The following is a 26,043-nucleotide window of genomic DNA, read 5'->3' as shown; positions in this document are numbered from 1 at the left end:
CGAAATCAGCTGATTCCCCGGCCGACGCGGCGGCCCCGTAAATCGACCCGCGGTCCGGTCGGGCCGCGTCGGCGTGTATCATTCGAAAAGACATTCTCGAACTACTGTGACGGGAGGACGGGGATTTGTTATGAAGCGACTAGCCGGCGTTCGCGCCGGCCTGCCCGCCGTTCAGGGAGTCTCTGCCGCCGCCCGTAGGCGCTCGATACCGTCGGCGTCGATGCCGTAGCCGTGGGTCGGTTCCCCGGCGATTCTGGTGGCGACGTACTCGGCGATGGCGTAGGCCATCCACGCCTGACACCACCGCATGAGCGTCATGCGCTTGGTGTAAAAGCGGTGTTTGCGGAAGTAGAACCGACCCTCCGACGGGACGTACATGTTCGTCAGCGCCCAGTCGATGGCGCGCTCGGCGCGGTCGTACTGCCCCGCGTAGGTGAACACGAGGATGCCCTGCGCCGTCGCGTGGATGTCACGCGGGTAGGGGTTTTCCTCGTCGAAGTTCGGCGCGCCGTCCTCGTCGAACAGCTCGCGGGCGTAGAAGTCGAGGCCGCGTTCGAGCGTCTCGTCGTACCGGCCACTGCCGACGACCTGCTCGTAGCGTTGGAAGCACTCGACGATGAAGCCGTTGTGGTGGTTGTCCATCGAGAGGTGCGAGGCGCTCGCGGGCTCGCGGTAGTACCAGCCGCCGCGGTCGGTCTGCTTCGACGCGACGAAGTCGTACACCTTCTCGGCGCGTTCGAGCAGTTCCTCGTCGCCGAAGTGGTCGTACAGTTCGACGAACAGCCGCGCCCCGATGGCCAGCGCGTTGAGCGTGTAGCTGTCCTTCGGGTGCGAGAGGTAGTAGTCCATGACCGCGCCGTCGTCCTTGGGCCGGTAGTTGAGGTCCTCGAGCATCACGTCCACGGCGGTCTTGGCGATGTCCGGGTAGTCCGGGTCGAACTCCCGGCCGGCGAGGAGCGCCTTGACGCCGTAGGACGTCGAGACGATGTTCGGCGAGTGGGGAATCCCCGACCGCGGGCCGTTGCGACCGGAGATGTGCTGGATGACGTGGCGGTGACTGCCGGCGAAGCCGCTGTAGCCCTTGGCTTGGTTCTCGACGAGCCACTCCGTCAGCGCCGCCGCGTCGTCGCGGTACGTCTCCGCCGGGCGGTCGCCGTCGAACCACTCGGCCAACTGTGCGCGGGTCCGGTTCGCCATGGCGAACAGCGTGATGCCCTTGAAGTTCCGGCGCTTCTCGACGAGGAACAGCGGGCGGACGTTGACGGGCGAGCGCTTGATGAACTCCTGGACCGCGAGGTTGAACCAGCGGTTGTCGATAGGGACCGAAAGCAAGAGCCTGCTACTCATGCCGTCGCCGTAGTCCCAGCCCTTGTAGTCGCGTTCGCGGGCGTAGTCGAGCACGTCGTCGAGCACGTCGACGTACCGCTGGAGTCGCTCTGCGTCGGCGTCGCCGTCGCGGTGATACTGTTTCGGTGATGGATTCATGATACAGAATAGCCTCTCTGAGGGGTATTGGCTGTCCGAGAGGAAGCCCGCTGGCGGCTTTGTTATGGGGCCGATACCGACCGACGACGCCGGATTCTACGGAGAGAGCGAGCGACCCGCGTCGCCGGCGGTCGCGCTTTCGGTCTCCGTCTCGCTCGATTCCTCATCGGTACGCTCGGCCAAGAACGTCCGGTAGTAGTCGGCGACGGGGCCGACCCACGCGCCGCGGTCGAGCGCCCGCTCGATAATGCGGCGGTAGAGCCGGCGGTAGCCGGGGAACTCGTCTTCGTTGAAGTACCGCGGGTGCCACAGGACGGTCATCACGGCGTCGTTCGCCTCCGCCTCGTCGAGGAGGCGCTCGCATTCGGCCCACGCCTCGTCGAACGCCGACCCGGGGTCGGGAAGCGACACCTCCATCAGCGTCAGCGGGAAGACGACAAAGTCGTCGTCGAAGGGTCTGAACGGCCGGTAGCCGTGTTGGAACCCGTTTTCCGAACTCGACCCGGGGCTGGCGTCGTATTTTAAGCCGAGTTCGCGGTGGTAGCGCCACGTGTTCGGCCCGAGTTTGAGGTGGTGCTGGCGGCCGCCGACGACCTCGTGGCCGAGCACCGCTTCGAGTTCGCGCTTTTCGGTCCGGAGGCGGTCGAAGTCGTCGCACGACCGGAACGAGCCGTGGATGCCGACCTCCCAGCCGCCCCCGTCGAGGTCGCGGACGGCGTCGGCTATCGACGCCGAATCGAGGTCGTACCGGCCGAGGTGTTCGACCCAGTTCTTCGGTTCGAGCCAGTCCGAAAGCGACCCCGTTTCGAGGAGGCTCGGCTCGTTGAGGAAGTAGAACGACGAGCGGACGCCGAGGTCGCGTTCCAGCGCCATGATGTCCTCGAACTGCCAGTAGGGGTTCTCCCGCCGGAGGAGCGTCCGGAGGTGGTAGCCCGGATTCGACTTCGCCGCGTAGTACAGCCCCTGATACGTCTTGTACGGGCGGTCCACGTCGTGGGTCAGACAGACCGCGAAGCCGGGGCCGGATTCGCTCGGTTCCGCGCGGGTCACGCGGGGGTCACCTCGCGCGCCCGAATCGCCCTTCTCCTTCCGCTCACGCATACTCGTACTCCGAGAGCGCGGCGACGATTCGCTCGGCGGCGCTCCCGTCGCCGTACAGCGAGGGCTTCTCCGGGAGCGGGTCGTCGTCGGCCAGCGCCGCTCGAATCGCGGTCGCGTCCGCGCCGACGAGGGTGTTCCAGCCGGCGTCGACGGTCTCGGTCCACTCGGTCTCGTCGCGGAGCGTGAGACACCGGGTGTCGAGGTAGAACGCCTCCTTCTGGACGCCGCCGGAGTCGGTGGCGACGCGCTCCGCGCCGTCGAGCAGGCGGACGAAATCGAGGTAGCCGACCGGCTCCACGAGGACGACGTTCTCGGCGTCGGCGAGCCGCGACCAGAGGCCGCTTGCTTCGAGCGCCCCCTCGGTCCGCGGGTGGACCGGGAAGACGACCGGAAGCTCCGACGACGCCAGCCCCTCCACGATGCCTTCGAGGCGGCCGCGGTCGTCGGTGTTGGCGGCGCGGTGGACCGTCGCGAGGACGTACTCGCCGTCTCGGAGGTCGAGTCCGTCGAGTATCGTCGACCGCTCGCGGGCGGCCTCGCGGACCCGGAGGACGGCGTCGTACTGCACGTCGCCGGTCACGGAGACGCCGTCGCGGATGCCCTCGGCCGCCAGCGTCTCGGCGGCAGACTCGGAGGGCGCGAAAAGCAGGTCCGAGCAGTGGTCGGTGAGCACGCGGTTGACCTCTTCGGGCATCTCCCAGTTGTGGCTCCGCAGGCCGGCCTCGACGTGCGCCAGCGCGGGCTCGCGCTTCGCGGCCACGAGCGCCGCCGCGAGCGTGGAGTTCGTGTCGCCGTAGACGAGCACCACGTCGGGGGCCTCGTCGGCGACGACGGCGTCCAGCCGGGTCATCATCTCGGCGGTCTGGGCGGCGTGGCCGCCCGAGCCGACGCCGAGGTTGTAGTCCGGTTCCGGGATGTCGAGTTCGTCGAAGAACACGCCCGACATCGACTCGTCGTAGTGCTGGCCGGTGTGGACGAGCACCTCGTCGTGGTCGCGTCTGAGCGCGTCGGAGACGGGGAACGCCTTGATGAACTGCGGGCGCGCGCCGACGACCGAGAGCACCTTGAGGCGGCTCATCGGTTCGGCCCTCCGTGCGGCGCGTCGGCCGCCACCTCGGGGCCGGCGTCGGCGTCGGCGTCGGCCGACGACTCGCCCCGCGGTCCGCCGCCGATTTCGTACACGCGGTGGCCGATGTCGCCGAGGGTGCCGCGGCCGTCGACGACGACGAGGTCGTCGAAGGCGGCCCAGTCGATGTCGTCGAACTCCTCGTGCGGCGTGACGACCACGGCCGCGTCGATAGCGCGGGCCGGCAGGTCGGCGAGCGAGACGGGGGTCGCACCGAACGAGGCGACCACCTCGTCGGAGAGCATCGGGTCGACCGCGAGGACGGTCGCGCCGAGTTCGTTCAGCCGGTCGATGACGCCCGCGGCGGGCGTCGCGCGCGTCTCGGCGACGCCGGGGCGGTAGGTGACGCCGAGGACGGCGACGGTCGCGCCCCGAATCTCTCGGCCCGCCGCGGCCAACTCGTCGCGGAGCTTGTCGGCGGTGAACGCCGGCATGCTGTCGTTGACCTCGCGGGCGGTCAGGAGCAGGGGCGTCTCGGCCTCGACTCGGCTCGTGATGAAGTACGGGTACCACGGGATGCAGTGGCCGCCGACGCCCGGGCCGGGCGCGTGGATGTCGCAGTACGGCTGGGTGTTGGCCGCGTCGATGGCCTCGGCCACGTCGATGCCGAGGTCGTCGCGGAGCCGCGCGAGTTCGTTGGCGAGCGCGATGTTCACGTCGCGGTAGACGCCCTCGAACAGCTTCACGGCCTCCGCGGTCGTCGCGTCGCGCACGGGAATCACCTCGTTCGAGGTTAGCTCGCCGTAGACGAGCGCCGCGACGCGGGTGCTCTCGGCGTCGACGCCGCCGACGATTTTCGGGTGCGACTCGGTGATGTCGCGGAGCGCCCGGCCCGACGAGGTCCGTTCGGGGCAGAACGCCACGCCGAACTCGCCGGCCGAGAGGCCGCTTCGGTCCGCGAGGTACGGGACCACGAGGTCTTTGCTCGTCCCCGGCGGGACGGTGCACTCGACGACGACGAGGTCGCCGGGAGCGAGTCCCTGCGCGATGCTGTCGAGGACGGCCTCGAACGCCGCGAGGTCGGGCTCGCGGTCGTCGGTCAGCGGGGTCGGGACGATGATGACGTGAATCGCCGCGGATTCGGCCGCGGCGACGCCGTCGGTGGTCGCCCGGAGCGCGCCGCGTTCGGCTTGCTCGGCGACTAGTTCGGGCAGTCCCGGTTCCTTCGCCACGTGGCACTCGCCGTCGTTGACGCCGCGGACCACGTCCTCGCTGATGTCGACGCCGGTGACGTTGCCCGTCGCGCGGGCGTAGACGGCCGCCAGCGGGAGGCCCATCTTGCCGAGGCCGTACACCGCGACGGGCACCTCGCCGGCGCGCAGGGCCCGCGTCTGTTCGTCGGGCGAGCGGTCGGAGCCGTACAGCCCGGGTCGCTCGCGGCTCATTGCCGGCCCTCCGAGGAGTCCGTGGTCTCTGCGGTCTCCGCGGTCTCCGCGTTCTCAGCGGTCTCGACGCTCCGAACCGTCGATTCGGCGTCGGCCTCGATGCGCCGGGCGAGGTCGATGGCGCGCAGGCCGTCGGCCGGCGAGACGAGGACCGGGCCGCCGTCGGTGGCGGCGTCGACGAACGCCTGTAGCTCGCGCTTCAGCGGCTCGCCGGTGGAAATCATCGGCTGTTCCATGACCACCTCGTGGCGGTAGCGGACGCCCCCGTTGTCCCGGAGGTAGTCCGGCCGCGACTGGCGGAAAATCTGGACCGACTGGTTCAGGTAGTCGACCCGGATGAGTCGGTCGCGCGCGGTGATATCGAGCGTCCGCGTCTTCTGCTGGGTGAGCCGACTCGCCGTGAGCGAGGCGATGACGCCGTTCTCGAAGGTCAACTGCGCCGTCGCGTACTGCTCGTCGGGCGTGGCGGTCGCGGCCACGCGGTCGACCTCCGCGCCCACCAGCGACAGCACCACGTCGATGTCGTGAATCATGAGGTCCATGACGACGCCGTCGCCCATCTCGCGGTTCAGCGGCGGGCCGAGCCGGTTCGCGGTGATGGCGATGGGGTCGACGCCGTCGAGGAGGTCGGGCAGGGCGCGGACGGCCGGGTTGAACCGCTCGATGTGGCCCACTTGGAGCACAACGCCGCGCTCTGCGGCGAGCGCGGCCAACTCCGCGCCCGCGTCGAGGTCGTCGACGAAGGGCTTCTCGACGAGCGCGTGGACGCCGGCGTCGATGCACTGCCGGGCGACCGACGCGTGGTAGGGCGTCGGCACCGCGACCGTCACCACGTCCACGCGGTCGAGCAGGTCCTCGATGCCGTACGCGTCGGTGCCGAAGTCGGCGGCGACCTCTGCGGCGCGGTCTACGTCCGCGTCGGCGACGCCGACCAGTTCGACGCCGCGAAGCTCCGCGTAGACCCGCGCGTGGTTCGTTCCCATCGACCCGACGCCGATGACGCCTGCGCGGACCGGGCGCTCTCGGCCGCCGTCGGCACGGAGTCCGGCGGGTTCTCGGCTCACCTCGCCACCTCCGCGTAGTTGGCGACCGCAGTCCCGACGCGCTCCACGTCGGCCTCGCTGAGTCCGGGATGGACCGGGAGCGACAGCACCCGTTCCGCGGCTTCCTCAGCGACGGGGGCCGACACCGCGAGGTGTTCGTACGCGGGTTGCTCGTGGACGGGCTTCGGGTAGTAGACGCCCGTGGCGATGCCCTTCGCGTCGAGATACGACTTGAGGGCGTCGCGCTCGATACCGTCGCATGCGACGGTGTACTGGTGGAAGACGTGAGTTCGGTCCGGCGGCGTGTAGGGCGTCGTGACCGGCGAGTCTTCGAGGTACTCGGTGAGCGCGGCGGCGTTGGCCTGTCTCGCGCGAGTGAACTCGGGGAGGCGTTCGAGCTGGACCCGGCCGATGGCCGCGGCGATGCTCGTCATGCGGAAGTTGTGGCCGACCTCGGCGTGCTCGTAGCCGGAGACGCGGCCGTGGTCCACGAACCGGGCGGCGCGCTCGGCGACGTCCGCGCGGGTGGTCGTAATCATGCCGCCCTCGCTCGTGGTCATGTTCTTCGTCGGGTAGAACGAGAAGCACGCGGCGTCGCCGAGGGAGCCGACGCGCCGCCCCTCGACGTCCGCGCCGTGGGCCTGCGCGGCGTCCTCGACGAGCAGGAAGTCGTACTCCTCGGCGAGTTCCGCGAGTCGGGTCATGTCCGCCGGGAGGCCGTAGAGATGGACCGCGATGACCGCGTCCACCCGTTCGCCGGCTCTGAGTCGCGCTTCGAGCGCGTCGGGGTCGATGTTGTACGTCCGCGGGTCGATGTCGACGAAGTCCACCTCCGCGCCCGCGAAGGCGACGGCGTTGGCCGTCGCGATGAACGTGAAGGGCGTCGTCAGGACGCGGTCGCCGGGGCCGACGCCGAGCGCGTGGAGCGCGGCGTGGAGTGCCGTCGTCCCGTTCGAGGTGGCGACGCCGTGGTCGGCCCCGCAGTAGTCGGCGAACTCCCGTTCGAAGCCCCGAACCTCGGGGCCGTCGGCTATCATGCCGCTTTCGAGGACGGCGGCAACTCGGTCCCGTTCGGCCGCGCCGAGCTGGGGCGCGGCGATGGGGATGTGGTCTGAACTCATCGTCGTATCCTGTTTTCTCCCCGCAGTTGTTCCGGAAGGTCGCGGTGGACGGCGGGGACGCCCACGGCGAGGGTCCGCGGCGGCACGTCGTTCACGACGAGCGCGCCCGCGGCGACGAACGCGCCCTCGCCGACGGTCACGCCGGGGAGGAGCGTCGCGTTCGCGCCGATTGAGGCGTGGTTCTCGATTATCGGCCCGACCAGTTCCGCGTCGGTGCGGACCGGATAGGGGTCGTTCGTCATCACCACGCCCGGCCCGACGAACACGTCGTCGCCGATGCGGGTGTTGGTGGGGATGTAGACGTTCGTCTGGATGCTCACGCGCGACCCGATGGTCGTGGTGCCGTCGACGACCGTCTCGGTCCCGAGGAGCACCTGGTCGCCGATGGTCGTGTGCTCGCGGACGAGGACGTTGTGGCCGGTGACGAAGTCGTCGCCGATGGTCACGTCGTCGTAGACGATGGTGCCGGCGCGGATTCGCGCCCGGTCGCCGATGACCGGGTCGTCGCCGTCGCCGTAGCCGATGGTGACGCCGTCGTCGACGTGGGACTCGACGCCCACCTCGGCGCTCATCTGCTTCCACCTCGCGTCGGTCGCGCTCCGTCGGCCGTCCGTGTCGACTCGGCGGTCGGCCGGGTCGACTGGAAAATTTGGAATCTCATATCATGTCGGCGGGGAGTCTGCCTGCCTTAGCGAAATTCAGTCTCGGTGAGGGCTTTGTTATGGAGTGATTGCCGCCCGGATTCCGGTCGCAGTCACTTCGTAACGCCGCGGCGGATTCCGGTCACGGACCGCTTGAGAAGCCCCACGCCGGGCGCGCCGTCGCCGAGCCAGAGCCAGACGGCGCTCCCGAGCAACGCGAGTTCGAACGCGACCAGAATCCACGCCTCGGGCCGGCGGAGGAACACGACGAAGCGCCGCAGGTAGAACCACGTCTGGGCGAAGAAGCCGCCCATCGACGACTCGCTCCCGTGGGACAGCGGCCAGAGGAACGCCCGAATCACGTCGTAGTTCCCGAAGAAAAAGCCGTTGTACAGCAGGTCCGCGGGGATGTGCGAGAGGTAGCCGAGGGCGAACGCGACCCCGACCGTCGTCGCCCCGTAGCGCCGCGCGACGGCCACGACGACTATCGAGAACGGAACCGAGACGAGAATCGAGTGCGCCATCGAGATACCGCTCGGGAGGACGCCGAACGACCACGCCAGCGGCTTGTCGACGAGGTCGGGGAACTGCGTTCCGACGAGCACCGCCAGCGCGGCCCAGCCATCGAGTTTCCGGCCGGTCACCCGCGCCCACAGCGAGACGAGGATGTAGCCGACGGCGGCGTGTTCCCACGGGAACATCAGCGGTCGCTCCCGGTCGGTCGGCTCGTCGTTGCGGTCAGTCGAGCCATCGTTGCGGTCGGTCGAGCCGCCGTCGCGTGTCGGTGGCTCGTCGCTCCGGTCGAGTGACCCCGCGTCGTCGCGTCCGTGTCGGCGGGCCGTCGTCGCGGGGTGAGTGTGGGGATAGGCGTCTGGGACATCTGGTTTGTGGGGCGCGTCGCGGTCGGTCGTGGAGGGTGAGACGTCCTCCCGCGTCGGGTGCGGATGTTCTGTCCGCGTCGGGTGCGGAGGTAGGCGAAACGGCGCGCGAGCGCCCGGTCAGGGAACCCGAGTGCTCGAAACGGCGCGCGAGCGCCCGGTCAGGGAACCCGAGTGCTCGAAACGGCGCGCGAGCGCCCGGTCAGGGAACCCGAGTGCTCGAAACGGCGCGCGAGCGCCCGGTCAGGGAACCCGAGTGCTCGTCCGGGTTTTGTTATGGCGACCGTAACGGCTCCGGGGCGATTTTCGCGGCCGGGAACGGGCGTCGATTCGACCGAACGAGTCGGGTAGACGCCGTATAACTACTCTCGCGGGGCGCGTGGAATCGCCAGAGAGTATGCGATACCTGTTCTTCACCAACACGCCCGCGCACGTGCACCTCTACAAGTACGCCGTCAGAGAGCTTCAGGCGATGGGCCACGACGTGCTCGTCCTCGGCCGCGACTACGGCTGTACCAAAGACCTCCTCGAATACTACGACCTCCCGCACGAGATTTACGGCTCCTGCGGGACGACCAAGTACTCGCTTTTCAAGTCGCTCCCGTTCCACTACGTCAACATCTTCCGGGCCGTGCGGCGGTTCAAGCCCGACCTCATCTTCGGGATGGGCGGCTACGCGGCCCACGCGGGGGCCGTCTCGCGGACGCCCGTGGTCCTTCTCCTCGACTCCGAGCCGACCTCGCTGGACCACGTCGTCTCCCGACCGTTCGCCAAGGCGATTCTGACGCCCCACACCTTCGGGAAGGACCTCGCGGACAACCACTACCAGTTCCGCGGGTTCAAAGAGACGGCGTATCTCCACCCCGACGTGTACGAGCCCTCGGTCGATATCCGGGCCGAACTCGGTCTCGACCCCGACGAGCAGTTCGTCGTCGTCCGATTCAACGCGTTCGGCTCGCACCACGACGTGGGCCACGGCGGCTTTACCCCCGAGCGCCGCCGCGAACTCATCGAGATGCTGGGCGAGCGCGCGACCGTCTTCGTCCTCGACGAGAGCGAGGAGCGCCGCGACGGCGACCTCGACACCCGGCCGTTCGACTTCCACCCCGCGCTCGTCCACGACGTGCTCGCCGAGGCGAGCCTGCTCGTCGCCGACACCCAGACCATGGTGACCGAGGCGGCGCTCCTCGGGACGCCCGCCATCCGGTCGAACTCCTTCGTCGGCGACGACGACATGGGCAACTTTGTCGAACTCGAACGGCAGGGGCTCATCTCCAACCTCAAGTCGTTCGACGACGTGATGGCCCGCGCCGAGGAACTCCTCGCCGACGACGGCGCGAAGGCCCGCTGGGCCGACAAGCGCGACGCGTTCCTCGCGGACAAAGTCAACCTCACCGACGTCATCGTCCAGGTGGCGCTGAACTACGGCTCCGTCGAGACGGTCGACTCACTGACGCGACACACCGTGGCGGCATAGTCGATGCCGCTCGGCACTCCCCTCTCCCCCGAAGACGGTCAATCGACCCATAACTAACCGTCAAACCCTCCAATTTCGCGTATCGGCCGGCGCGCGCTCGCGCCCGCCTCGACGCGTCCCGCGACTCGGAAGCCGCGATTCCCCGGCCCGCGATTCCCGACCACGACCCGAAAACCAACCCATGAAGCCCAAGCAAACACTCCTCATCGTCGGCCCGAAAGGCACCGGCGGCATCGACCGATACATCACCGAACAGCGTCGCTACCTCGAAGACCGGATGGACGTGCGCGTCTACACGCGCTACACCGCGCCGAAGGGCGAGGGACTCGAACTCGCCGCGCGGATGCTCCTCTCGTCGCTCGTCGCAATCGCCCTGTTTCCCTTCCAGCGACGCCCGGACATCGTCCACGTCCACTCGTCGCACACCTACTCGTTCTACCGCGCGGCGTTCTTCGCCCTGTTCTCGAAGTACGTCTGGGGCGTCCCCGTCGTCTTCCACATCCACGGCTCGTCGTTCGACGACTTCCTCGCCACCGACTCGCGGGTCGTCCGCCGACTCCAGTCGCTCGTCTTCGACGCCGTCGACGACGTGGTCGTCCTCTCGGAGTACTGGCGCGGCCTCGTCTCCCGCCTCGCCGGCGAGGAGAAGGTCCACGTCATGGCCAACGCCGTCGAACCCGCGGAGTACGACCCGACGTACCCGACCGACCCCGTCCACCTCGTCTTCGTCTCGAACCTCATCGAGCGCAAGGGCATCCGCGAGTTCCTCGACGCCGTCGAGAGACTCGAATCGACGCCGGGGCTCGACTTCGAAGTGAGCATCGGCGGCCGCGGCCCCCACGCCGACCGCGCCGAGGCGGTCGCCGCCGCCCACGACAACGTCTCGTACCTCGGCTTCCTCTCCGAGGAAGACAAGCGCGACCTCCTCAGCCGCGGCACCGTGTTCGTCCTCCCGACCTACGCCGAGGGGCTTCCCATCGCCATGCTCGAAGGCATGGCCGGCGGAAACGCCATCGTGACCACCCCCGTCGGCAGTATCCCCGAGGTCATCACCGACGACCGCGGGATTCTCGTCACGCCCGGCGACGCCGAGGAACTGGCGCGGGCGCTCGCGCGACTCGTCTCCGACCCCGAGGAAGCCGTCCGCATGGGTCGGACGAACCGGGCGGCCATCGAAGAGCGCTACTCGTGGCAGTCGAACGCGGACGAGCTGGTGGCGATGTACGCCGAGGCGGCGTAGCGTCGGGGTCTGTTTCTTTCGCGTGGTTTTTTCGCCGCTGACCGTCGACCGCCCCGATTGTTTGAGTCGCGCTCGGTTCAAGCGGACGGTAGCTCAGCTGACGCTTCAATCCCACAAGGGTCCGTCTGAAACGACGTAGTCGTCCGACAGGTCCGGCTCCTCGAACGCGCTTCAAACCCACAAGGGTTCGTCTGAAACACGTGTGGTAGACTTTTCCGGATCGGTTGGTTGGATAGCTTCAACCCAACAAGGGTTCGTCTGAAACCATGGGCGCAGGACCTCCGCAACGACATCGACGAAATGCTTCAACCCAACAAGGGTTCGTCTGAAACAACCGACGAGCAGGGCATCCCGTACCGGATGCTCGGGCTTCAACCCAACAAGGGTTCGTCTGAAACGCCCGTGGCGGCCGCCGGTAGCTATTTTCAAAGCGGCTTCAACCCAACAAGGGTTCGTCTGAAACACTTCCGTCGACACCGAATACGTCGTCGATTGGCCGCTTCAACCCAACAAGGGTTCGTCTGAAACTTTTGGGCTTCCGCGACGTTCGACACCTTGGCTTCGTGCTTCAACCCAACAAGGGTTCGTCTGAAACTCGACACCGGCACCGCCCCGGACGTCCGACCGACCACGCTTCAACCCAACAAGGGTTCGTCTGAAACGCCTTCCTCATCATCGGCCTCGGTGTGTTCATGGAGCTTCAACCCAACAAGGGTTCGTCTGAAACTTTCCTCCCGGACCATAAGACGGTAAAATCGTGGGGCTTCAACCCAACAAGGGTTCGTCTGAAACTCGAGAAAAACGAGACCCATGCCGTCGCCGTCCGGCTTCAACCCAACAAGGGTTCGTCTGAAACGGTCCCGGAGGCTACCGTCCTCGGACTCCCGCTGGACGCTTCAACCCAACAAGGGTTCGTCTGAAACCGGGGGGCAGAGGTGGGCGTAGTAGCAGGATACTGGCTTCAACCCAACAAGGGTTCGTCTGAAACGCGGGCGGCGTCGAGGAGCAGGTAGCGATAGCGGCCGCTTCAACCCAACAAGGGTTCGTCTGAAACACTGCGTTTCGGTCTCGTTTCTTTGCATTGCCATAAGCTTCAACCCAACAAGGGTTCGTCTGAAACTGTGGTTGGACCGCTACGCCAACCAATGGTGGGCGGAGCTTCAACCCAACAAGGGTTCGTCTGAAACCACTGCGGCCGTACTTCAGCGACTACGACCACCTGCTTCAACCCAACAAGGGTTCGTCTGAAACTATGCGCGACGACCCGAAGACGGTCGTACGGTGCCGCGCTTCAACCCAACAAGGGTTCGTCTGAAACAACGAACTCCGTCGGAGGGCTGAGTCACGAGGTGAGCTTCAACCCAACAAGGGTTCGTCTGAAACACGGCGCTGGTGTCGACCCCGACGACGTTGTACAGGCTTCAACCCAACAAGGGTTCGTCTGAAACCCGAGATGTCTCGTGGCGGGCCATCATCATCCGATAGCTTCAACCCAACAAGGGTTCGTCTGAAACGTCAAAGCGTGACGCGCTCAAAGCAGACTGGGAGGCTTCAACCCAACAAGGGTTCGTCTGAAACGCGATGACCGATTCCGGGCGCGAGACGTTCCGTCGGCTTCAACCCAACAAGGGTTCGTCTGAAACCCCTTTTCAAGGACGCCACCGGCGCGCAGGAGGTGCTTCAACCCAACAAGGGTTCGTCTGAAACGATGATTTTGAAATGGTCGTCCGCGGAGACGACGCTTCAACCCAACAAGGGTTCGTCTGAAACGCGCGCGGTCGACGAGGTCGTCGGCCCACTCGGGCTTCAACCCAACAAGGGTTCGTCTGAAACGACGAGCCCGCCGGCCTGACGCTCACACTCACGCCCGCTTCAACCCAAACAAGGGTTCGTCTGAAACGCGCTGTCGGCGTCGTCCTTGATGTCGAGATAGAGGCTTCAACCCAACAAGGGTTCGTCTGAAACCCTCAGTCATGATATGTTATCACCAGTTGAGATGTTCGCTTCAACCCAACAAGGGTTCGTCTGAAACTGTGAAGAAAAACGCCCCGTCAATGTCACGAGTTCCGCTTCAACCCAACAAGGGTTCGTCTGAAACCGAGCTCAGGGATCGCGTAAGTCGCGGTCGTGAATGGCTTCAACCCAACAAGGGTTCGTCTGAAACGAGCTCGAGGGAACGCCGACCGTCCGGCTCCCCTCAAGCTTCAACCCAACAAGGGTTCGTCTGAAACTCGGACTACAAGACGCCATACGCGGCTCTCTCATGGCTTCAACCCAACAAGGGTTCGTCTGAAACCCGAGAAACAGCCCAGATGATAGTTTTAAAGTTTGCTTCAACCCAACAAGGGTTCGTCTGAAACACTCGGAAACGACTCACACCAGATATGAGCGAGGAGCTTCAACCCAACAAGGGTTCGTCTGAAACACCGTCCCGAGTCCGACGCAAGGCGACACAGAACAGAGCTTCAACCCAACAAGGGTTCGTCTGAAACACGGGCGTCACCGGCGCTCAGGGTGACTATCTCGGTGCTTCAACCCAACAAGGGTTCGTCTGAAACACAAGTACGTGGACGCTCGGCGGAATAACTTTAGCTTGCTTCAACCCAACAAGGGTTCGTCTGAAACGCAACCCCGACCGTGGGGTTGGCTCCATATTGTGCGCTTCAACCCAACAAGGGTTCGTCTGAAACCGTGATTTGTCGTTTCTTTGGCGTCAGGAGTTGTCGGCTTCAACCCAACAAGGGTTCGTCTGAAACCAGGCGAGCCGGTAGTCTTCGACGCGGCGGATATAACGCTTCAACCCAACAAGGGTTCGTCTGAAACCATGCCGGTCTTCCCATGGGAGCTGGTCATCACGGGCTTCAACCCAACAAGGGTTCGTCTGAAACACGACGCCGGTCGTGGCGGCGGTCGAGACGAGCAGGCTTCAACCCAACAAGGGTTCGTCTGAAACTGTTTTCGATGACGGCCTTCACCCCGTGGATTGTGCTTCAACCCAACAAGGGTTCGTCTGAAACTCGTCTCGGGGGCGAAGGCATCCATATTCGCGGCCGCTTCAACCCAACAAGGGTTCGTCTGAAACCGCTTACACTACTCCCGTCAAAGAGGACTTCACCACTCGCTTCAACCCAACAAGGGTTCGTCTGAAACCCGAGAGGGCATACAACTCCCCGAGTAACCCAGTTGCTTCAACCCAACAAGGGTTCGTCTGAAACGCCAACCACTAACGCGCGGATTCGCGACCACTTCGAGCTTCAACCCAACAAGGGTTCGTCTGAAACCCATTTAGCTCAGCGCTCCTTCGAGGGCCTTCATCGCTTCAACCCAACAAGGGTTCGTCTGAAACGCGTTGTCCATCATCACGGGCCGCCGCACGAATACGCTTCAACCCAACAAGGGTTCGTCTGAAACGAGGTCGCGCATGAGCGGCGGACGGAGCCAAGACCGGCTTCAACCCAACAAGGGTTCGTCTGAAACTCTACGATGGGAGCGGATGGGTTGACGCGACGGCTTCAACCCAACAAGGGTTCGTCTGAAACTCGTGTCTATCGCTTCGTAGTGCCGCGCCGAAAGGCTTCAACCCAACAAGGGTTCGTCTGAAACTGGCTTCGCATCGCTCTATGACGACATTCAAAAGAGCGCTTCAACCCAACAAGGGTTCGTCTGAAACTCTCTCCGGCCCACAATACCTGGACTCGTGGGTGCTTCAACCCAACAAGGGTTCGTCTGAAACGACGGCAGATGTGACAGTTGCCCCTCAAGATTCGAGCGGCTTCAACCCAACAAGGGTTCGTCTGAAACGCGACAAAACATATTACGACGACTATCACAAGCTCGCTTCAACCCAACAAGGGTTCGTCTGAAACAAAAGGTCCGCTGTGTAGTCGGAGCGGAGAGAGACGGCTTCAACCCAACAAGGGTTCGTCTGAAACCTGGGGTGCGCCAACACCCCAGCCACACTTTTCAGACGCTTCAACCCAACAAGGGTTCGTCTGAAACGCACGTCGGCGATGGCGTCGTCGGTCTCGAAGCCGCTTCAACCCAACAAGGGTTCGTCTGAAACCCGATGCGCCTCCTACCGGCAGAGGAGCCAACGCCAGCTTCAACCCAACAAGGGTTCGTCTGAAACACTTGTCGAACGCCGCGGGGGACTGGAGCGGGATGGTGCTTCAACCCAACAAGGGTTCGTCTGAAACCATCGAGCTCCGCGCCGAGGATGGTCCCGTCGATAGAGCTTCAACCCAACAAGGGTTCGTCTGAAACTCTTCCTTTGTAAAATCGTGAGCCATGGGACCGGAGTGCTTCAACCCAACAAGGGTTCGTCTGAAACGGTGTGGCGCGACGGCCAGTGGCAAGCGGTCGGCATCGCTTCAACCCAACAAGGGTTCGTCTGAAACGAGAGAGTCCCGGCGTCGGTGATGGCAATTCGAGTCGGCTTCAACCCAACAAGGGTTCGTCTGAAACCCGGCGCGAACTCGTCACGTCCGACGCCGACGAAGCCGCTTCAACCCAACAAGGGTTCGTCTGAAACCGGGTCGTCAAGATTCATCAGCCCGTCTTGCCACGAGTGCTTCAACCCAACAAGGGTTCGTCTGAAACTTGTAGTTCCATGTGGGGTCGGAGTTCGAGACCTCGCTTCAACCCAACAAGGGTTCGTCTGAAACGAGCCGTTCCCGGACGCGACCAAGTCCGCGAACATGCTTCAACCCAACAAGGGTTCGTCTGAAACCGGGTTCGCGACGACCGTCGTGTGTATCTTGGTCTGGCTTCAACCCAACAAGGGTTCGTCTGAAACCATACGCGTCATCAGCGTACTGACCGACGTTCGCCTGCTTCAACCCAACAAGGGTTCGTCTGAAACCAGGTCGACATCGCCGAGTTCGTAGTAGTTCACGCTTCAACCCAACAAGGGTTCGTCTGAAACACGACGCCACTGGTGGCCGCGGTCGCGACCAGCAGGCTTCAACCCAACAAGGGTTCGTCTGAAACGACGCTCACACACAAGGCGACGATTGAGCACTACGCTTCAACCCAACAAGGGTTCGTCTGAAACCATGCCCGATATCACGGACACAGACCTTCTGAAGGACGACTACGATAAAGAAGTTCCGTCGACCGTCAGTAATCCGAATTGACCGGGGGGTCGACGGAACTCAGAGAAAACGTTTCTCGTCGGTCGGATCGTCGCCGTACACCGAGCGGTTGAGCAGCGCGTCCGAGGACAGTTCGTAGATGATCGTGGATTCACCCGGCTTCAACAGGTCTTCGACCTCGTTTCGGAGCGTCGCTAAATCCCCTTCGGAGATCTCCCCTTCGAGGACGGAGTTTTGCACGTGCGTCAGATAGCGCCGCCCCAGTTTGAGCGCTTTGTGCGTCCGTTCGGCTTCGAGGTCGTACACCATCACGACGTACATCTCACCACCACCGTTCGAAGGGTTCGTACTCCTCTCCGGTTAGCAGATGCTTTTTCAGTTTGTACGCTTCGAGGCGAAGCAGGTACTGGTAGCTCACCTTGCGGTTGAGCTTCGGATGGTCGACGGTCCGCTCAAGCGTCTCTTCGAACGCTTTCGTGTACGTCTTCCGACCGCCTTCGTTGAGAAGGCAGGACCCGAGCTCGGTATCGAAATCGCTCGGCGTAATCTGGTTTCTGTTGATGAGGCGAAACAGCACGCGATCAGCGAGAACGGGTTTGAACAGGTCGGCGAGATCGAGCGATAGCGAGTAGCGACGCTCTCCGGGTTCGTGGAGATAGCTGATCGCCGGGTCGAGTGCAGTCGCGCGAATCGCCGTGACGCAGTTGGCGTAGACGAGCGCGTTGCCGAACGAAATCAGGCTGTTAATCTCGTTCGGTGGCGGGTTGTATTCCCGGCGCTCCAACCGGAAATCGTCGGGGAGAATCCGATTGAAACTCCGGTAGTACGCCTTTCTGGCAGTCGCTTCCACGCCCATGAGCTCGTCAATTGGACGTGTCTGGTCGACGCGCGCCGACGCGGCGTCCAAATCGGCGATTTCGGTCTCTAACTCTCGGTCTCGGTTGTTGTAGTAGACGACGTTCGTCCGCATATTATGAATGCTCGCTGAGACGATTGCCGCCGCGAGCCGTCGCCTGTGTTCCGTGTTCTCGTACGCCCGGACTTGCTCGACGACCGTTCGCCCGGAGGTCTGGCCACGCTTCGGCATCACCGAGCCCGCGTAGTAATCCTCCCAGCCGAAGACGTGGAGCGCGACCGTGCGCTGGTTGAGAAACGACATCAGCCGGGTGTTGAAGTCGATTTGTCCGTGCAGGAAGAACGCCTCCGCGTTCTCTATCGGGACGTAGTTCTTGTCGCCAGCGTCGGTGACGAGTCTCAGCGTGTCGTCGCTTCGTTCGAGTCGACCGTCGGAGAAGACGTGATAGTTCCTGTCCATTGTTAGCACCAACAGAAGTCGTGATACGCACACGAATCGCAGAAGGGCTTTCGCTCGGCCGGCGGCGGAGAGGGTCGGTGTACGAGGTCGTGAATCGCGCGAATCGACGATTCGACTTTTTTCACCCGTTCTTCGGTGAGTTCCACCGACTCTCGGCGGCGCTCTCGCGGGTGGGCGAGAACGCCCTCTCGATGCACGTCGGCGACTCTGTCGAGGTACCACAGATAGTACGACAGTTGCATTTCGGCGGGTTCGGTGAGCGCCGACGAGGGTTTGACTTCGACGACTCGGCCGTCGTCGAGCAAGTCCAGCGAGATCATTCCGAGGCGGAGGCTCTCCCGTTTGTCCTCGTACGCAGTCTCGTCGACCCGAGTTCCTCTCACGACGGTCGCGTTCTCGCGGTCGATTTCGAGGTTCCGACTCTCGAACCAGAGCTCCCGCTTGCAGACGTAGTAGTACTGCATCATCACCCCGGTTACGCGAAACGGTTCGTCGACGGGCGCTCCCCGCGCGGTTGCGAGCAGTCGGTCGACCGGGCCGTTCGTCGTCATAATATTCGGTTGTCGACGCTGCTTTCGGTGACCAGCCCGGTCGTCGAATCGAAGTAGCTGTGGTGCCGGGCGTCTCTCGTGTCGACCCACCGCGTCTCGGTGTCTTCGTGAAGACGCGCCAGGCCACTGAGCGCCTGTGCTTCCTGTGAATCACTCCGGTATATCGGGACAGACACGCTCGCTTCCTTCAGGCTGTCCACGAGTCGGCGCACCGTTTCGAACTCGTAGTTTTGCCACGCCGCTCTGACGGCTTCGACTCGCTTTCGCTCTTCGGTCGTCCGACAGACGACGACCTCCACGCTCCGCCGCTGTTCGATCAGCGACAACTCCGCGAGTTCGTCCGCTCTCGCATCGTTCACGTACTCGACGTACGCGTCTTTGCCGACGTTCTTCTCATCGTGGAGCCGCCGGTAGTACTCTTCGACGGCCGTTTTCGAAACAGTCGCTTCCGGAATCGTGCCTTCGGCCCCACCGATATCGTCGAGCGTTTCGGTCGCGACGGGAAGGAGCGCCAGTCCTCGGTTGTACACCGCTTCCGACGGCGTCTTCGCCTGTTCGTCGGGCGCTTCGAGCCACCAGACGACGACGTGACCGCGGTCCCGCTCGAACGAACGGTTGCAGCGTCCGGCGGCCTGGACGATGCTGTCTATCGGTGCGAGGTCCCTGTAGACGCGGTCGAAACTGATGTCGACGCCGGCTTCGACGAGCTGGGTCGAAACCACGACGAGCGAGCGACCTCGTTCGGTGAGCAGCTTCGCGGTCTCGATGAGTCGAAGCCGGTCGACCGGACGTAACCGTGTGGAGAGGTGGAGCACCGGGCGCCCCTCGGCGTCGGCGACGCGATCGGCGACTACCTCCGCCTCGGTGTCAGTACTATTCCGGTCGGCGCTTTCGAGCACATCGGCGTAGACCGAACCGACCGATATCGCGTCGGAGAGAGCATCGGTGACGTGCGTTGTCAGCGCTTGGGCGCTGTCGATGGTGTTGCACACCGCGAGCACCGACCCGTCCGCACTCGTCTCGTCGGCCACGGTCCCGCTGCCTCCGGCAGTCCCGTCGACTATCGCACTTGCCGCCTCCGGATACGATTTGGGTTCTTCCCGCGATTCGATGTATCGAGTCGCTGAATCGTCCAGTACGTACTGGACGCGTTCTGTCGCCTCGAAGTACGTCTCGGGTGTGGAGACCAGCTCGGTCGCGTCGTCGAACAACTGCGGTTGCGTGGCGGTCATGGCGATAACCGTTGCACCGTACTGTTCGGTGAGCATCCTCACGAGCCGCGGAACCAACTTCCACCAGTCCAACGGGAGACTCTGCGGTTCGTCCAACACGACGACGCTGTCCCGGAGTGCCGGGAGCTTCATCGACTGCCTGTTGGCCGGCCCGGCGAGGCTTTCGAGCAGTTGGACGAACGTCGTCACCGTCATTCCGGCGCGCCAACTTTCGGCCAGCATTCCGGCGACGTCGTCGTTCGCGTCCGCTTCGTCGGCGTTCTCGTCGCGTTCATCGACGATTGTCGCCTCCGAGAGATGGTGGTGCGCGGTCAGCAACCGCCCGGTCGTATCGACTTGATATATCTCTTCGACCTCGGCGACGACTTGGTCGATGATGCTCGTAAACGGGAGCGCGTACACCACGCGCTTCCCACCGAGTCGGTCGCGAACGCTGAGAGCCGCTGACAGGCCGGTGAGCGTCTTTCCCATCCCTGTCGGAAGCGTGATCGTCGCGACCCCACCGTCGGTGTCGGCGAACGATTCTACGTTCGACAGGACGGACGCCCTCGCTTCCGCTCGGAGGAAATTCAATCGCTCGCTTCGGCTCCCGTGTCGGTCGGAGTCGGCGGTTCGCTCTATCGACCCGATGTACTCGTCGAGCCGCTCGAACGTCGGCTTCTCTGCGTCGTAGGTCGCCGCGGACGCGTCGGCACCGCTCGCGGCCGCTGCGGCGCTCGTCTTATCGGCGAGGACCAGCGAACCCCAGCACTCTAATACGAGCCCGTAACAGCGCTCCGAGAGGGTTTCCCGGTTGATCGCCGTTGCGCTCGACCCCGTCGACTCCCTGACTTCCGTCAGGAGTTCCGCGAACGACCCGCGGAACGCCGACCACGACCCCTTCCCGTCGGTCGCGTTCTGAAACACCTCTCGGGCGAGTTCCGGCGCTTGCTCGTCGATGTCTTGGATCTGCTTCGCAATCGCCGCCTGCTGCAGTTCGGCACTGTTTTGGTTCCCTCTTGAAACGTTCTCGCGGCGGTTCGCCCGGCTGAAGACGTACGCCGCAACGTCGGGGAGTCGACCGTGGTGTTTTGCGACCGCGACGAAGCCGGCGAGGCAGGTCTCCGGCTCGAAATTCTGGACGCTGAGCGCGTAGTACGCGGCGAACGAACCGAGCGGTGCGTGGTAGCGATACTGCTCGTATCTCGGTTCTTTCGACCGCAACAGGTAGTCCTGAAAGTACGTCGTCGCCTTCCCGAAGTCGTGCACGTATGCGAGCGTCTCGACGACCGCTCGGAGCGGTTCGCCGGCCGGGGCCTTCGCGTCGGCCGGAACGACGTATCCGACACGTTCGGCGACATCCCCGAGATGGTCGACCAGCGGAACGCCGTCGTGAACGTCGTTCGGCGGGTGAGAGTACCGACCAGTCATCAGACGAACACCACGGTCCGGCCGTCGACCTCGGCGGCGTCGACGCCATCGATTACCAGCGGCTCCGCGTCAGGGTTGTACGCGTACGTCGTGAACTCCGTCGTCGTTCGGCCACCGGAGTCCGCTCGCATAAACGCGGGTGATTCTTCCACCTGACACCGCGTCCCCTCTCGAAGCACGACGTCGTCCACCGCGTTCGGAACGGCGGAGTCTACTTCGACCCGGTCGGGTCCGGAGACGGATTCCACGGCGAACTCCCCGTGATAGTCGATTTCCGCGTGGTGTTCCGACAGACCGAGGCTCGGAACGTAGTGTGACTTCCCGGCTTCCAGCATCTCCCGAAGCTCTCTGTACCGAGCCGTTTCCGCGAGCCACACGTCGACCCGGTAGGCGGGTTCGACGAGCACCTCGTAGTTGTGTTGTTGACGGAGCGCCGTCGGATTCGGTAGCTTCACGCTGATTTTCCCGCGGCCGTTGAGCGACTGTAGGTTTCCGCTCGCGGTCGACAGCGTGTTCATCGGCATGTTGAGCGTTCGAACCTCCCGAGCCGGCTCGATTGCGACCGCCGACGAACCGGCCGCGAACAGGTCGTAGTAGCCGTCGCGTTCGATTCCGAGCACGGCGGCGAGCAGTCCGGCCACCGTCGTCCGCGGGATGATTCGGTACGTCTGCTTGACGACGTTCCCCTCGACCCGCCGAAAGTGTCCCCACGGCCCGCTGACGGTGAACGACAGACAGCGGTCCGGGCGGCCGTCACCGCCGTCATCGGCCCACTCGTCCAACGATTCCTGTCCCATCTTATTCGGCGTCGCCGGTCGGAAGCGTCTCGGTGTGTTCCTCGTAGACGTCGAAGTCCTCGACGGCGTCGTCTCCCACGGCCTCGCGAAGCGCGTCGTACAGGAGTTCGGCACTGCCCACGTCTCCGTCGTACGAGACGTCGAGGACGTCGCTCGCGACGATTCGAATCCGGTTAATCCGGGCGCTCGCGGCCGCAAGTCGGTCGACGAACCCGTCGATTTCGAGGGTGAGGTCTCGAACCGTCCGGAGTTCCTCGTCCGGCTTTGAACGGTCGTCGTCGAGAACGAGGTCCCTGTCGAGACCGCCGAGGTGGAAACTCTCATCGGCGTACTCGACGCGGCAGTAGAGCCGCGGTTCTTGGCCGACTTTGCTTCGGCTTATGGTCTGATTCTTGATGGCCCGCCAACAGAGCGTGTCGAGTCGCTCGACGTCGCCGACGGTGAGGTTCGTGTCGGCGGCACCGTGTTCGTCGACGAGTCCGTGGAACCGGATGAGTCCGTACTGTATCCGGTGGTCGTCGAGGTCGAACCCTCCCTGCTGTTTGTTTTCCTGCGTGGCGATGACGCTCGTGAGGCTGTCGTACTCCTCGTTTTCGTTGACCGCGTGCATCGACTTCCCCGGTGAGAACTGCACGGGGCCGGTGAAGTGGTCGGGGAGGTGCTTTGCGTACACGTCGTCGGTGTCGACGGACATCGTCGCGCCGAAGTAACGCACGTCGACGCTGTTGTCGAGGAACTCGCCGAACACGTCGTTTCGGAACCGTTCGGACTCCTCGTCGTCGTCGAGGTCGTACTCGTCCGGTTCGACGTCTTTGAGCCGGTCTTCGAGGAGGTCTCCCCGCGTGTACTGGTTCCCCTCGCGTTGGACGTTCCTGATGTAGACGCCGTGGCCGTCGTCGTCCAACTGGTCGCGGAGATAGCGTTTCAGCCGAACGTCGGTGACGATGGCCTGTTGAGTCTGTGGGTCGATTCGAGGTCGATTAGAGCCGCTGAGGGGATTCCCGTTCGGGTTCGCGTCGACCGCGTCGTACAGGAATACGATTTCCGAGCGATTCGTGACGGCGTCGTTCGTGTCTGACATCTCAGTGTTCCTCGTCGGTGGTTCGTTCGTCGTTCGCGTCGCTGTTCTGTTGGTTCCAGTCCGGATGGTCGTTCATGCCGTAGGTCACGCCGAGGGCGTAGTAGAAGCGGAGGTCGTCGGTGTCGATCTCCCAGTCGTCGGGGTCGGGGTCGAGGACCGTCTCTCGGAGTCGTTCGACGATGTGTTCGGCTTTCGTCCCCGGGTAGCTCTTTCCTTTCTTCTTTTCTTGGCGCGTGTAGGTCAGGGTCTTGGCGACGGTCTCCTGCGTGACTTTCTTGATTCGCGCTCGCGTGATCGACTTGACCGGGTACTGGTCGACGAGCGTCGTGGACCGGTCCTCGGAGTACTCTTGGTAACTTCCGATGTCTCCGACGAGCGCACCGAGAAGGAACGCTCCCCGGCGCTCGCCGGTCACGGAGTCTTCCTCGTCGTCGTGCGCCGGCGAGAGCGCGGGCGTGTCGGTGATGAACGATTCGAGTTTCTGTTCGGCGGGGTGGCCCCCGTCGGCGATAAGGATCTCGTCTAGTGTTGGCATCGTCAATCTCTCGTAGGTCGGTTCGAGGGTGATCTGGGCTTTCGCGGGGTCGTTCGTCTTCAACAGTTCGAGCTCACCATCGGCGAGCGCACAGAGCTGTGCGAACTGGCTGGCGACCAGAAACGACGGAAACCCATCGAAATCGTCGTCTGACTCTCCGTCGATGATTCGGGTGACGTACTCTTCGAGCAGCACCTCGACGGCTATCGCGTCCCCGCTCAGTACGCTCACGAGCGCTTCGATTCGCGGGTCGTCCGCGTCCGCTTCGGCGTCGTCGCGCTCGGCGAACGTCTGATAGAAGTACCACCCCGTCGAAACCGCGTGGAGCTGCTCGTCGTTCACCGACAGCAGCCCCCACTTGTCGTTTTTCGGGAGCGGTGCCGTCCAGTCGGTGTCCGCGTTGAACGCGGACGCGTCTCCGACCAGTCGATTGTGGATAAACGCGAGCTCTTTCGGGTAGTGCAAGCGGCCGTTCAGCGTCTCGCCGAAGACGTCGTACCGAGACATCTGGTGCGGCATGACCGCAGAGACGTAGAATCGGAGTCGGGCGTCGTCCGTGTCGCCTTCACGCTCTCTCATGTACGCCCGTTCGACCGGAGTCATGTCGCCGTCTCCCTCGACTGCACTACACAGCATCTCGTAGAGGCGGTATACTCTCTCCGCCGTCTGCTGTCCGAAGAAATACGGCAGGTAGTACACCTTGGCACCGAACGTCCGATAGGTACACGCCTCGACGAACGCCTCGGCGTTCATCACCGTCACCGCGGTGTCCTCCGAGATCGGATGGGACCGCCACGCGTTTTCGATATCGAGTCCGGGAAACTTTTCGAGCTGCTTGCCGAGGAAGTAGTTCTGTGGGTCTTCGGCGGTTCCGACCGTCCGGGCAGTGTGCCCGGTCACGAGGTCGGTCGCGTCGCCCGACGAATCGTCCGCCTTGTTCTTCGTGACGAGCTTCGAGAGCTTGCGTTGGCGCATCGCCTCGTTGAACGCGGCGATGTCGCCGGGCCAACGATACGCGCCGTCTCGTTCGGTCTTCACTTGGACCGTCAACAGCGCGGTCGCGGATTCGCCGCCCAACGCTCGAACGACCGCTTCTTCGATGGCTTCGAGCGCGGCGTCGCGCTCCCCGAGTTCGGCGAGACGGTCGATAACCCACCCCTCCGGGTGGTCGCTTGCGGCGGCCGCAACGACGTCGTCGGTCGCCCATTTGGTGAGCCGTTCTTTGGCGTATCGCGCGAGCTTTTCGGGGTCGCTGTTTCGCCCGGCTTGGTGGGTGACGCTGTGGTCGATACCACGCGCGGCCGGATATTTCGAGTGCCCTACCTGCTGAATCAGATCGCTCGTGTATCGCGTCACCAGCACGGGTCCGAGACTGTCGTCGGCCAACCGTGGCTCGTCGCCCGAGAGATCGACGCGAACGGCGATCAGACTATCGTCCGTGTCTACGAGGTCTCGTGCCGCGTCTGGAGTGAGGTACGGGGCGTACTCTCCCCCGCCCGTCGTGGCGAGCGTGTAGAGTTTCCCGTAGAGGTACTGTAAATCGCGGAGCGAGCCGACCGGCGAATCCGGGAGTTCGTCGGCTAACTCGGTTTCGGGATAGCGGTCCCGGAACTCGTTAGGCGAAAGCATCGCGCTCCTCTCCTCTCGTCTCACCCGGGCGCGTCCGCTCTGTGACGTTCATAAACCCGAGACCGAGCGAATTTCGCTCACCGAGCCCGCAGTCGAGCGCGAGGTTGAGATGCCTCCGATGGTCGTCGTCGCGCACGGTGTACTCGAATTTCCACTTGCTCAGGACGTAGGTCATCTCCTGTCCCTCGGTCACGGTCAGCGGAATTGCGAACGTCTTCAATAGTTCGTAGCCGTCGAACAGGTCGCCCGAGACATCGCTCGGACCGGGGAGATGGTCGTGAGCGAACCGGTCGTGTTTCTGGTCGAGGTTCGCCTCCAACTGCTCTCGAAGCGGGGCCGTGGTGTGTTCCGGTCGCCAGAACGTCGCGGTATCGCCGCCGGGGTGGTCGATGCCGTACTCGTCGCACCGCCACGGCGGGATTCGAACGAGGAGTCCGGTTCCGGTTTCGAGCGTCCCTCTGGTCCCGGGTTCGCCCACGTCGGGTTCGAGTGACGTTACCTCGTCGACGTGAAACGGCATCTCACCGACGTTGAACTCTCGGTCATCGAGCAGATTCGCCGCCACGTTCGCGAGCAGCTCCTCGTCGGGAGACGCGACCAGTAACTTCCGATCGTCACCTTCCCGCATATCGCGGGGCGGAAACGGATTCGAGTAGGCGAACCCCGGCGGCTCGCCGGAGTCGTGTCGCTCTCCGTAGGGCGTCCCATCGAGCGCGTTCCAGATTCGCCCGCGAATCTTGTGATGGTAATCGTTCTGATACGCGGCGTCGGCACGCGCCGATAAGTGAGCCATAATCCGCACCGTTACTCGACACCTCCTTCTGCACTCATTGTTGTCTTTGTGATTGTTTGCTCCTCGACATAAAATTATGCCCGTAGTTTGACGGGTCGCGACTCACTGAA

18 protein-coding genes and 1 CRISPR repeat array are annotated in these 26,043 nt (G+C 64.0%); of the genes, 2 read left to right on the top strand and 16 right to left on the bottom strand.

What is annotated here, in order from left to right:
- Positions 1 to 171: 171 nt before the first annotated feature.
- The 8 genes from IEV64_RS16140 to IEV64_RS16105 all read right to left on the bottom strand — a co-directional run bounded on the left by IEV64_RS16140 (position 172) and on the right by IEV64_RS16105 (position 8,603).
- The gene (locus IEV64_RS16140; RefSeq protein WP_188424447.1) at positions 172 to 1,485 is read right to left on the bottom strand and encodes an antibiotic ABC transporter permease; all 1,314 of its coding nucleotides are present in this window, start codon (positions 1,483 to 1,485) and stop codon (positions 172 to 174) included.
- Between the two features lie 96 nt (positions 1,486 to 1,581).
- A complete protein-coding gene (locus IEV64_RS16135) occupies positions 1,582 to 2,586 on the bottom strand; it encodes a polysaccharide deacetylase family protein (RefSeq protein WP_229722714.1) in 1,005 nt (334 codons plus the stop codon).
- Complete coding sequence (wecB, locus tag IEV64_RS16130; protein WP_188424445.1) at positions 2,579 to 3,664, bottom strand: non-hydrolyzing UDP-N-acetylglucosamine 2-epimerase; 1,086 nt, start codon at positions 3,662 to 3,664, stop codon at positions 2,579 to 2,581. The genes IEV64_RS16135 and wecB overlap by 8 nt, the downstream gene beginning before the upstream one ends.
- Positions 3,661 to 5,097, bottom strand: coding sequence for a nucleotide sugar dehydrogenase (locus tag IEV64_RS16125; protein WP_188424443.1), 1,437 nt, complete (start codon positions 5,095 to 5,097; stop codon positions 3,661 to 3,663). Before IEV64_RS16125 ends, wecB begins: the two co-directional genes overlap by 4 nt.
- Positions 5,094 to 6,161, bottom strand: a complete 1,068-nt coding sequence (locus IEV64_RS16120) for a Gfo/Idh/MocA family protein (protein WP_188424442.1) — start codon at positions 6,159 to 6,161, stop codon at positions 5,094 to 5,096. Before IEV64_RS16120 ends, IEV64_RS16125 begins: the two co-directional genes overlap by 4 nt.
- The gene (locus IEV64_RS16115; RefSeq protein ID WP_007276207.1) at positions 6,158 to 7,261 is read right to left on the bottom strand and encodes a DegT/DnrJ/EryC1/StrS family aminotransferase; all 1,104 of its coding nucleotides are present in this window, start codon (positions 7,259 to 7,261) and stop codon (positions 6,158 to 6,160) included. The genes IEV64_RS16120 and IEV64_RS16115 overlap by 4 nt, the downstream gene beginning before the upstream one ends.
- The gene (locus IEV64_RS16110) at positions 7,258 to 7,833 is read right to left on the bottom strand and encodes an acyltransferase (protein WP_007276206.1); all 576 of its coding nucleotides are present in this window, start codon (positions 7,831 to 7,833) and stop codon (positions 7,258 to 7,260) included. The genes IEV64_RS16115 and IEV64_RS16110 overlap by 4 nt, the downstream gene beginning before the upstream one ends.
- A gap of 182 nt (positions 7,834 to 8,015) precedes the next feature.
- Positions 8,016 to 8,603, bottom strand: coding sequence for a metal-dependent hydrolase (locus IEV64_RS16105; RefSeq protein WP_004967751.1), 588 nt, complete (start codon positions 8,601 to 8,603; stop codon positions 8,016 to 8,018).
- Between the two features lie 574 nt (positions 8,604 to 9,177).
- Between IEV64_RS16105 and IEV64_RS16100 the strand changes: the two genes are divergently transcribed.
- The gene (locus IEV64_RS16100; RefSeq protein ID WP_188424441.1) at positions 9,178 to 10,257 is read left to right on the top strand and encodes a DUF354 domain-containing protein; all 1,080 of its coding nucleotides are present in this window, start codon (positions 9,178 to 9,180) and stop codon (positions 10,255 to 10,257) included.
- Between the two features lie 181 nt (positions 10,258 to 10,438).
- Positions 10,439 to 11,497, top strand: coding sequence for a glycosyltransferase family 4 protein (locus IEV64_RS16095; RefSeq protein ID WP_007276204.1), 1,059 nt, complete (start codon positions 10,439 to 10,441; stop codon positions 11,495 to 11,497).
- A gap of 102 nt (positions 11,498 to 11,599) precedes the next feature.
- Positions 11,600 to 16,550: a CRISPR direct-repeat array (repeat unit 30 nt; unit sequence GCTTCAACCCAACAAGGGTTCGTCTGAAAC).
- Between the two features lie 100 nt (positions 16,551 to 16,650).
- On the opposite strand, the gene cas2 is transcribed toward IEV64_RS16095, so the two are convergent.
- The 8 genes from cas2 to cas6 are packed head-to-tail and all read right to left on the bottom strand — an operon-like array spanning position 16,651 to position 25,933.
- Positions 16,651 to 16,911: a CRISPR-associated endonuclease Cas2 gene (cas2, locus tag IEV64_RS16090; RefSeq protein WP_188424440.1), complete on the bottom strand. Its 261-nt coding sequence runs from the start codon at positions 16,909 to 16,911 to the stop codon at positions 16,651 to 16,653.
- A 1-nt stretch (position 16,912) separates the two neighbouring features.
- Positions 16,913 to 17,905 carry a type I-B CRISPR-associated endonuclease Cas1b gene (gene cas1b, locus IEV64_RS16085; RefSeq protein WP_188424439.1) on the bottom strand — a complete coding sequence of 331 codons (993 nt, stop codon included), beginning with the start codon at positions 17,903 to 17,905 and terminating at the stop codon, positions 16,913 to 16,915.
- A gap of 2 nt (positions 17,906 to 17,907) precedes the next feature.
- Entirely contained in the window at positions 17,908 to 18,456 is a 549-nt protein-coding gene (gene cas4, locus IEV64_RS16080; RefSeq protein WP_089781129.1) for a CRISPR-associated protein Cas4, read from the bottom strand.
- Positions 18,453 to 21,098: a CRISPR-associated endonuclease Cas3'' gene (locus tag IEV64_RS16075; protein WP_188424438.1), complete on the bottom strand. Its 2,646-nt coding sequence runs from the start codon at positions 21,096 to 21,098 to the stop codon at positions 18,453 to 18,455. Before IEV64_RS16075 ends, cas4 begins: the two co-directional genes overlap by 4 nt.
- Complete coding sequence (gene cas5b, locus IEV64_RS16070; protein ID WP_188424437.1) at positions 21,098 to 21,895, bottom strand: type I-B CRISPR-associated protein Cas5b; 798 nt, start codon at positions 21,893 to 21,895, stop codon at positions 21,098 to 21,100. The genes IEV64_RS16075 and cas5b overlap by 1 nt, the downstream gene beginning before the upstream one ends.
- 1 nt (position 21,896) lies before the next feature.
- Positions 21,897 to 22,976: a type I-B CRISPR-associated protein Cas7/Csh2 gene (cas7b, locus tag IEV64_RS16065; RefSeq protein ID WP_188424435.1), complete on the bottom strand. Its 1,080-nt coding sequence runs from the start codon at positions 22,974 to 22,976 to the stop codon at positions 21,897 to 21,899.
- Between the two features lies 1 nt (position 22,977).
- On the bottom strand, positions 22,978 to 25,140 hold the full coding sequence (cas8b, locus tag IEV64_RS16060) for a type I-B CRISPR-associated protein Cas8b/Csh1 (protein WP_188424433.1): 2,163 nt from the start codon (positions 25,138 to 25,140) through the stop codon (positions 22,978 to 22,980).
- Positions 25,127 to 25,933 carry a CRISPR-associated endoribonuclease Cas6 gene (gene cas6, locus IEV64_RS16055; protein ID WP_188424431.1) on the bottom strand — a complete coding sequence of 269 codons (807 nt, stop codon included), beginning with the start codon at positions 25,931 to 25,933 and terminating at the stop codon, positions 25,127 to 25,129. Before cas6 ends, cas8b begins: the two co-directional genes overlap by 14 nt.
- Between the last annotated feature and the right edge of the window lie 110 nt (positions 25,934 to 26,043).

The organism is Haloferax sulfurifontis (genome assembly GCF_014635105.1).
Taxonomy (GTDB): domain Archaea; phylum Halobacteriota; class Halobacteria; order Halobacteriales; family Haloferacaceae; genus Haloferax; species Haloferax denitrificans.
Note: the sequence above shows the minus strand (reverse complement) of the source record. Positions and strands in the feature narration are given on the sequence as shown.

Coding starts and splice junctions, on each gene's coding strand:
- IEV64_RS16075 (WP_188424438.1), bottom strand. CDS start 21,098: ATGACTGGTCGGTACTCTCACCCGCCGAACGACGTTCACGACGGCGTT.
- cas6 (WP_188424431.1), bottom strand. CDS start 25,933: ATGGCTCACTTATCGGCGCGTGCCGACGCCGCGTATCAGAACGATTAC.
- IEV64_RS16110 (WP_007276206.1), bottom strand. CDS start 7,833: ATGAGCGCCGAGGTGGGCGTCGAGTCCCACGTCGACGACGGCGTCACC.
- IEV64_RS16100 (WP_188424441.1), top strand. CDS start 9,178: ATGCGATACCTGTTCTTCACCAACACGCCCGCGCACGTGCACCTCTAC.
- cas1b (WP_188424439.1), bottom strand. CDS start 17,905: ATGGACAGGAACTATCACGTCTTCTCCGACGGTCGACTCGAACGAAGC.
- IEV64_RS16125 (WP_188424443.1), bottom strand. CDS start 5,097: ATGAGCCGCGAGCGACCCGGGCTGTACGGCTCCGACCGCTCGCCCGAC.
- IEV64_RS16140 (WP_188424447.1), bottom strand. CDS start 1,485: ATGAATCCATCACCGAAACAGTATCACCGCGACGGCGACGCCGACGCA.
- cas4 (WP_089781129.1), bottom strand. CDS start 18,456: ATGACGACGAACGGCCCGGTCGACCGACTGCTCGCAACCGCGCGGGGA.
- wecB (WP_188424445.1), bottom strand. CDS start 3,664: ATGAGCCGCCTCAAGGTGCTCTCGGTCGTCGGCGCGCGCCCGCAGTTC.
- IEV64_RS16105 (WP_004967751.1), bottom strand. CDS start 8,603: ATGTTCCCGTGGGAACACGCCGCCGTCGGCTACATCCTCGTCTCGCTG.
- cas7b (WP_188424435.1), bottom strand. CDS start 22,976: ATGTCAGACACGAACGACGCCGTCACGAATCGCTCGGAAATCGTATTC.
- cas2 (WP_188424440.1), bottom strand. CDS start 16,911: ATGTACGTCGTGATGGTGTACGACCTCGAAGCCGAACGGACGCACAAA.
- IEV64_RS16135 (WP_229722714.1), bottom strand. CDS start 2,586: ATGCGTGAGCGGAAGGAGAAGGGCGATTCGGGCGCGCGAGGTGACCCC.
- cas5b (WP_188424437.1), bottom strand. CDS start 21,895: ATGGGACAGGAATCGTTGGACGAGTGGGCCGATGACGGCGGTGACGGC.
- cas8b (WP_188424433.1), bottom strand. CDS start 25,140: ATGCTTTCGCCTAACGAGTTCCGGGACCGCTATCCCGAAACCGAGTTA.
- IEV64_RS16115 (WP_007276207.1), bottom strand. CDS start 7,261: ATGAGTTCAGACCACATCCCCATCGCCGCGCCCCAGCTCGGCGCGGCC.
- IEV64_RS16095 (WP_007276204.1), top strand. CDS start 10,439: ATGAAGCCCAAGCAAACACTCCTCATCGTCGGCCCGAAAGGCACCGGC.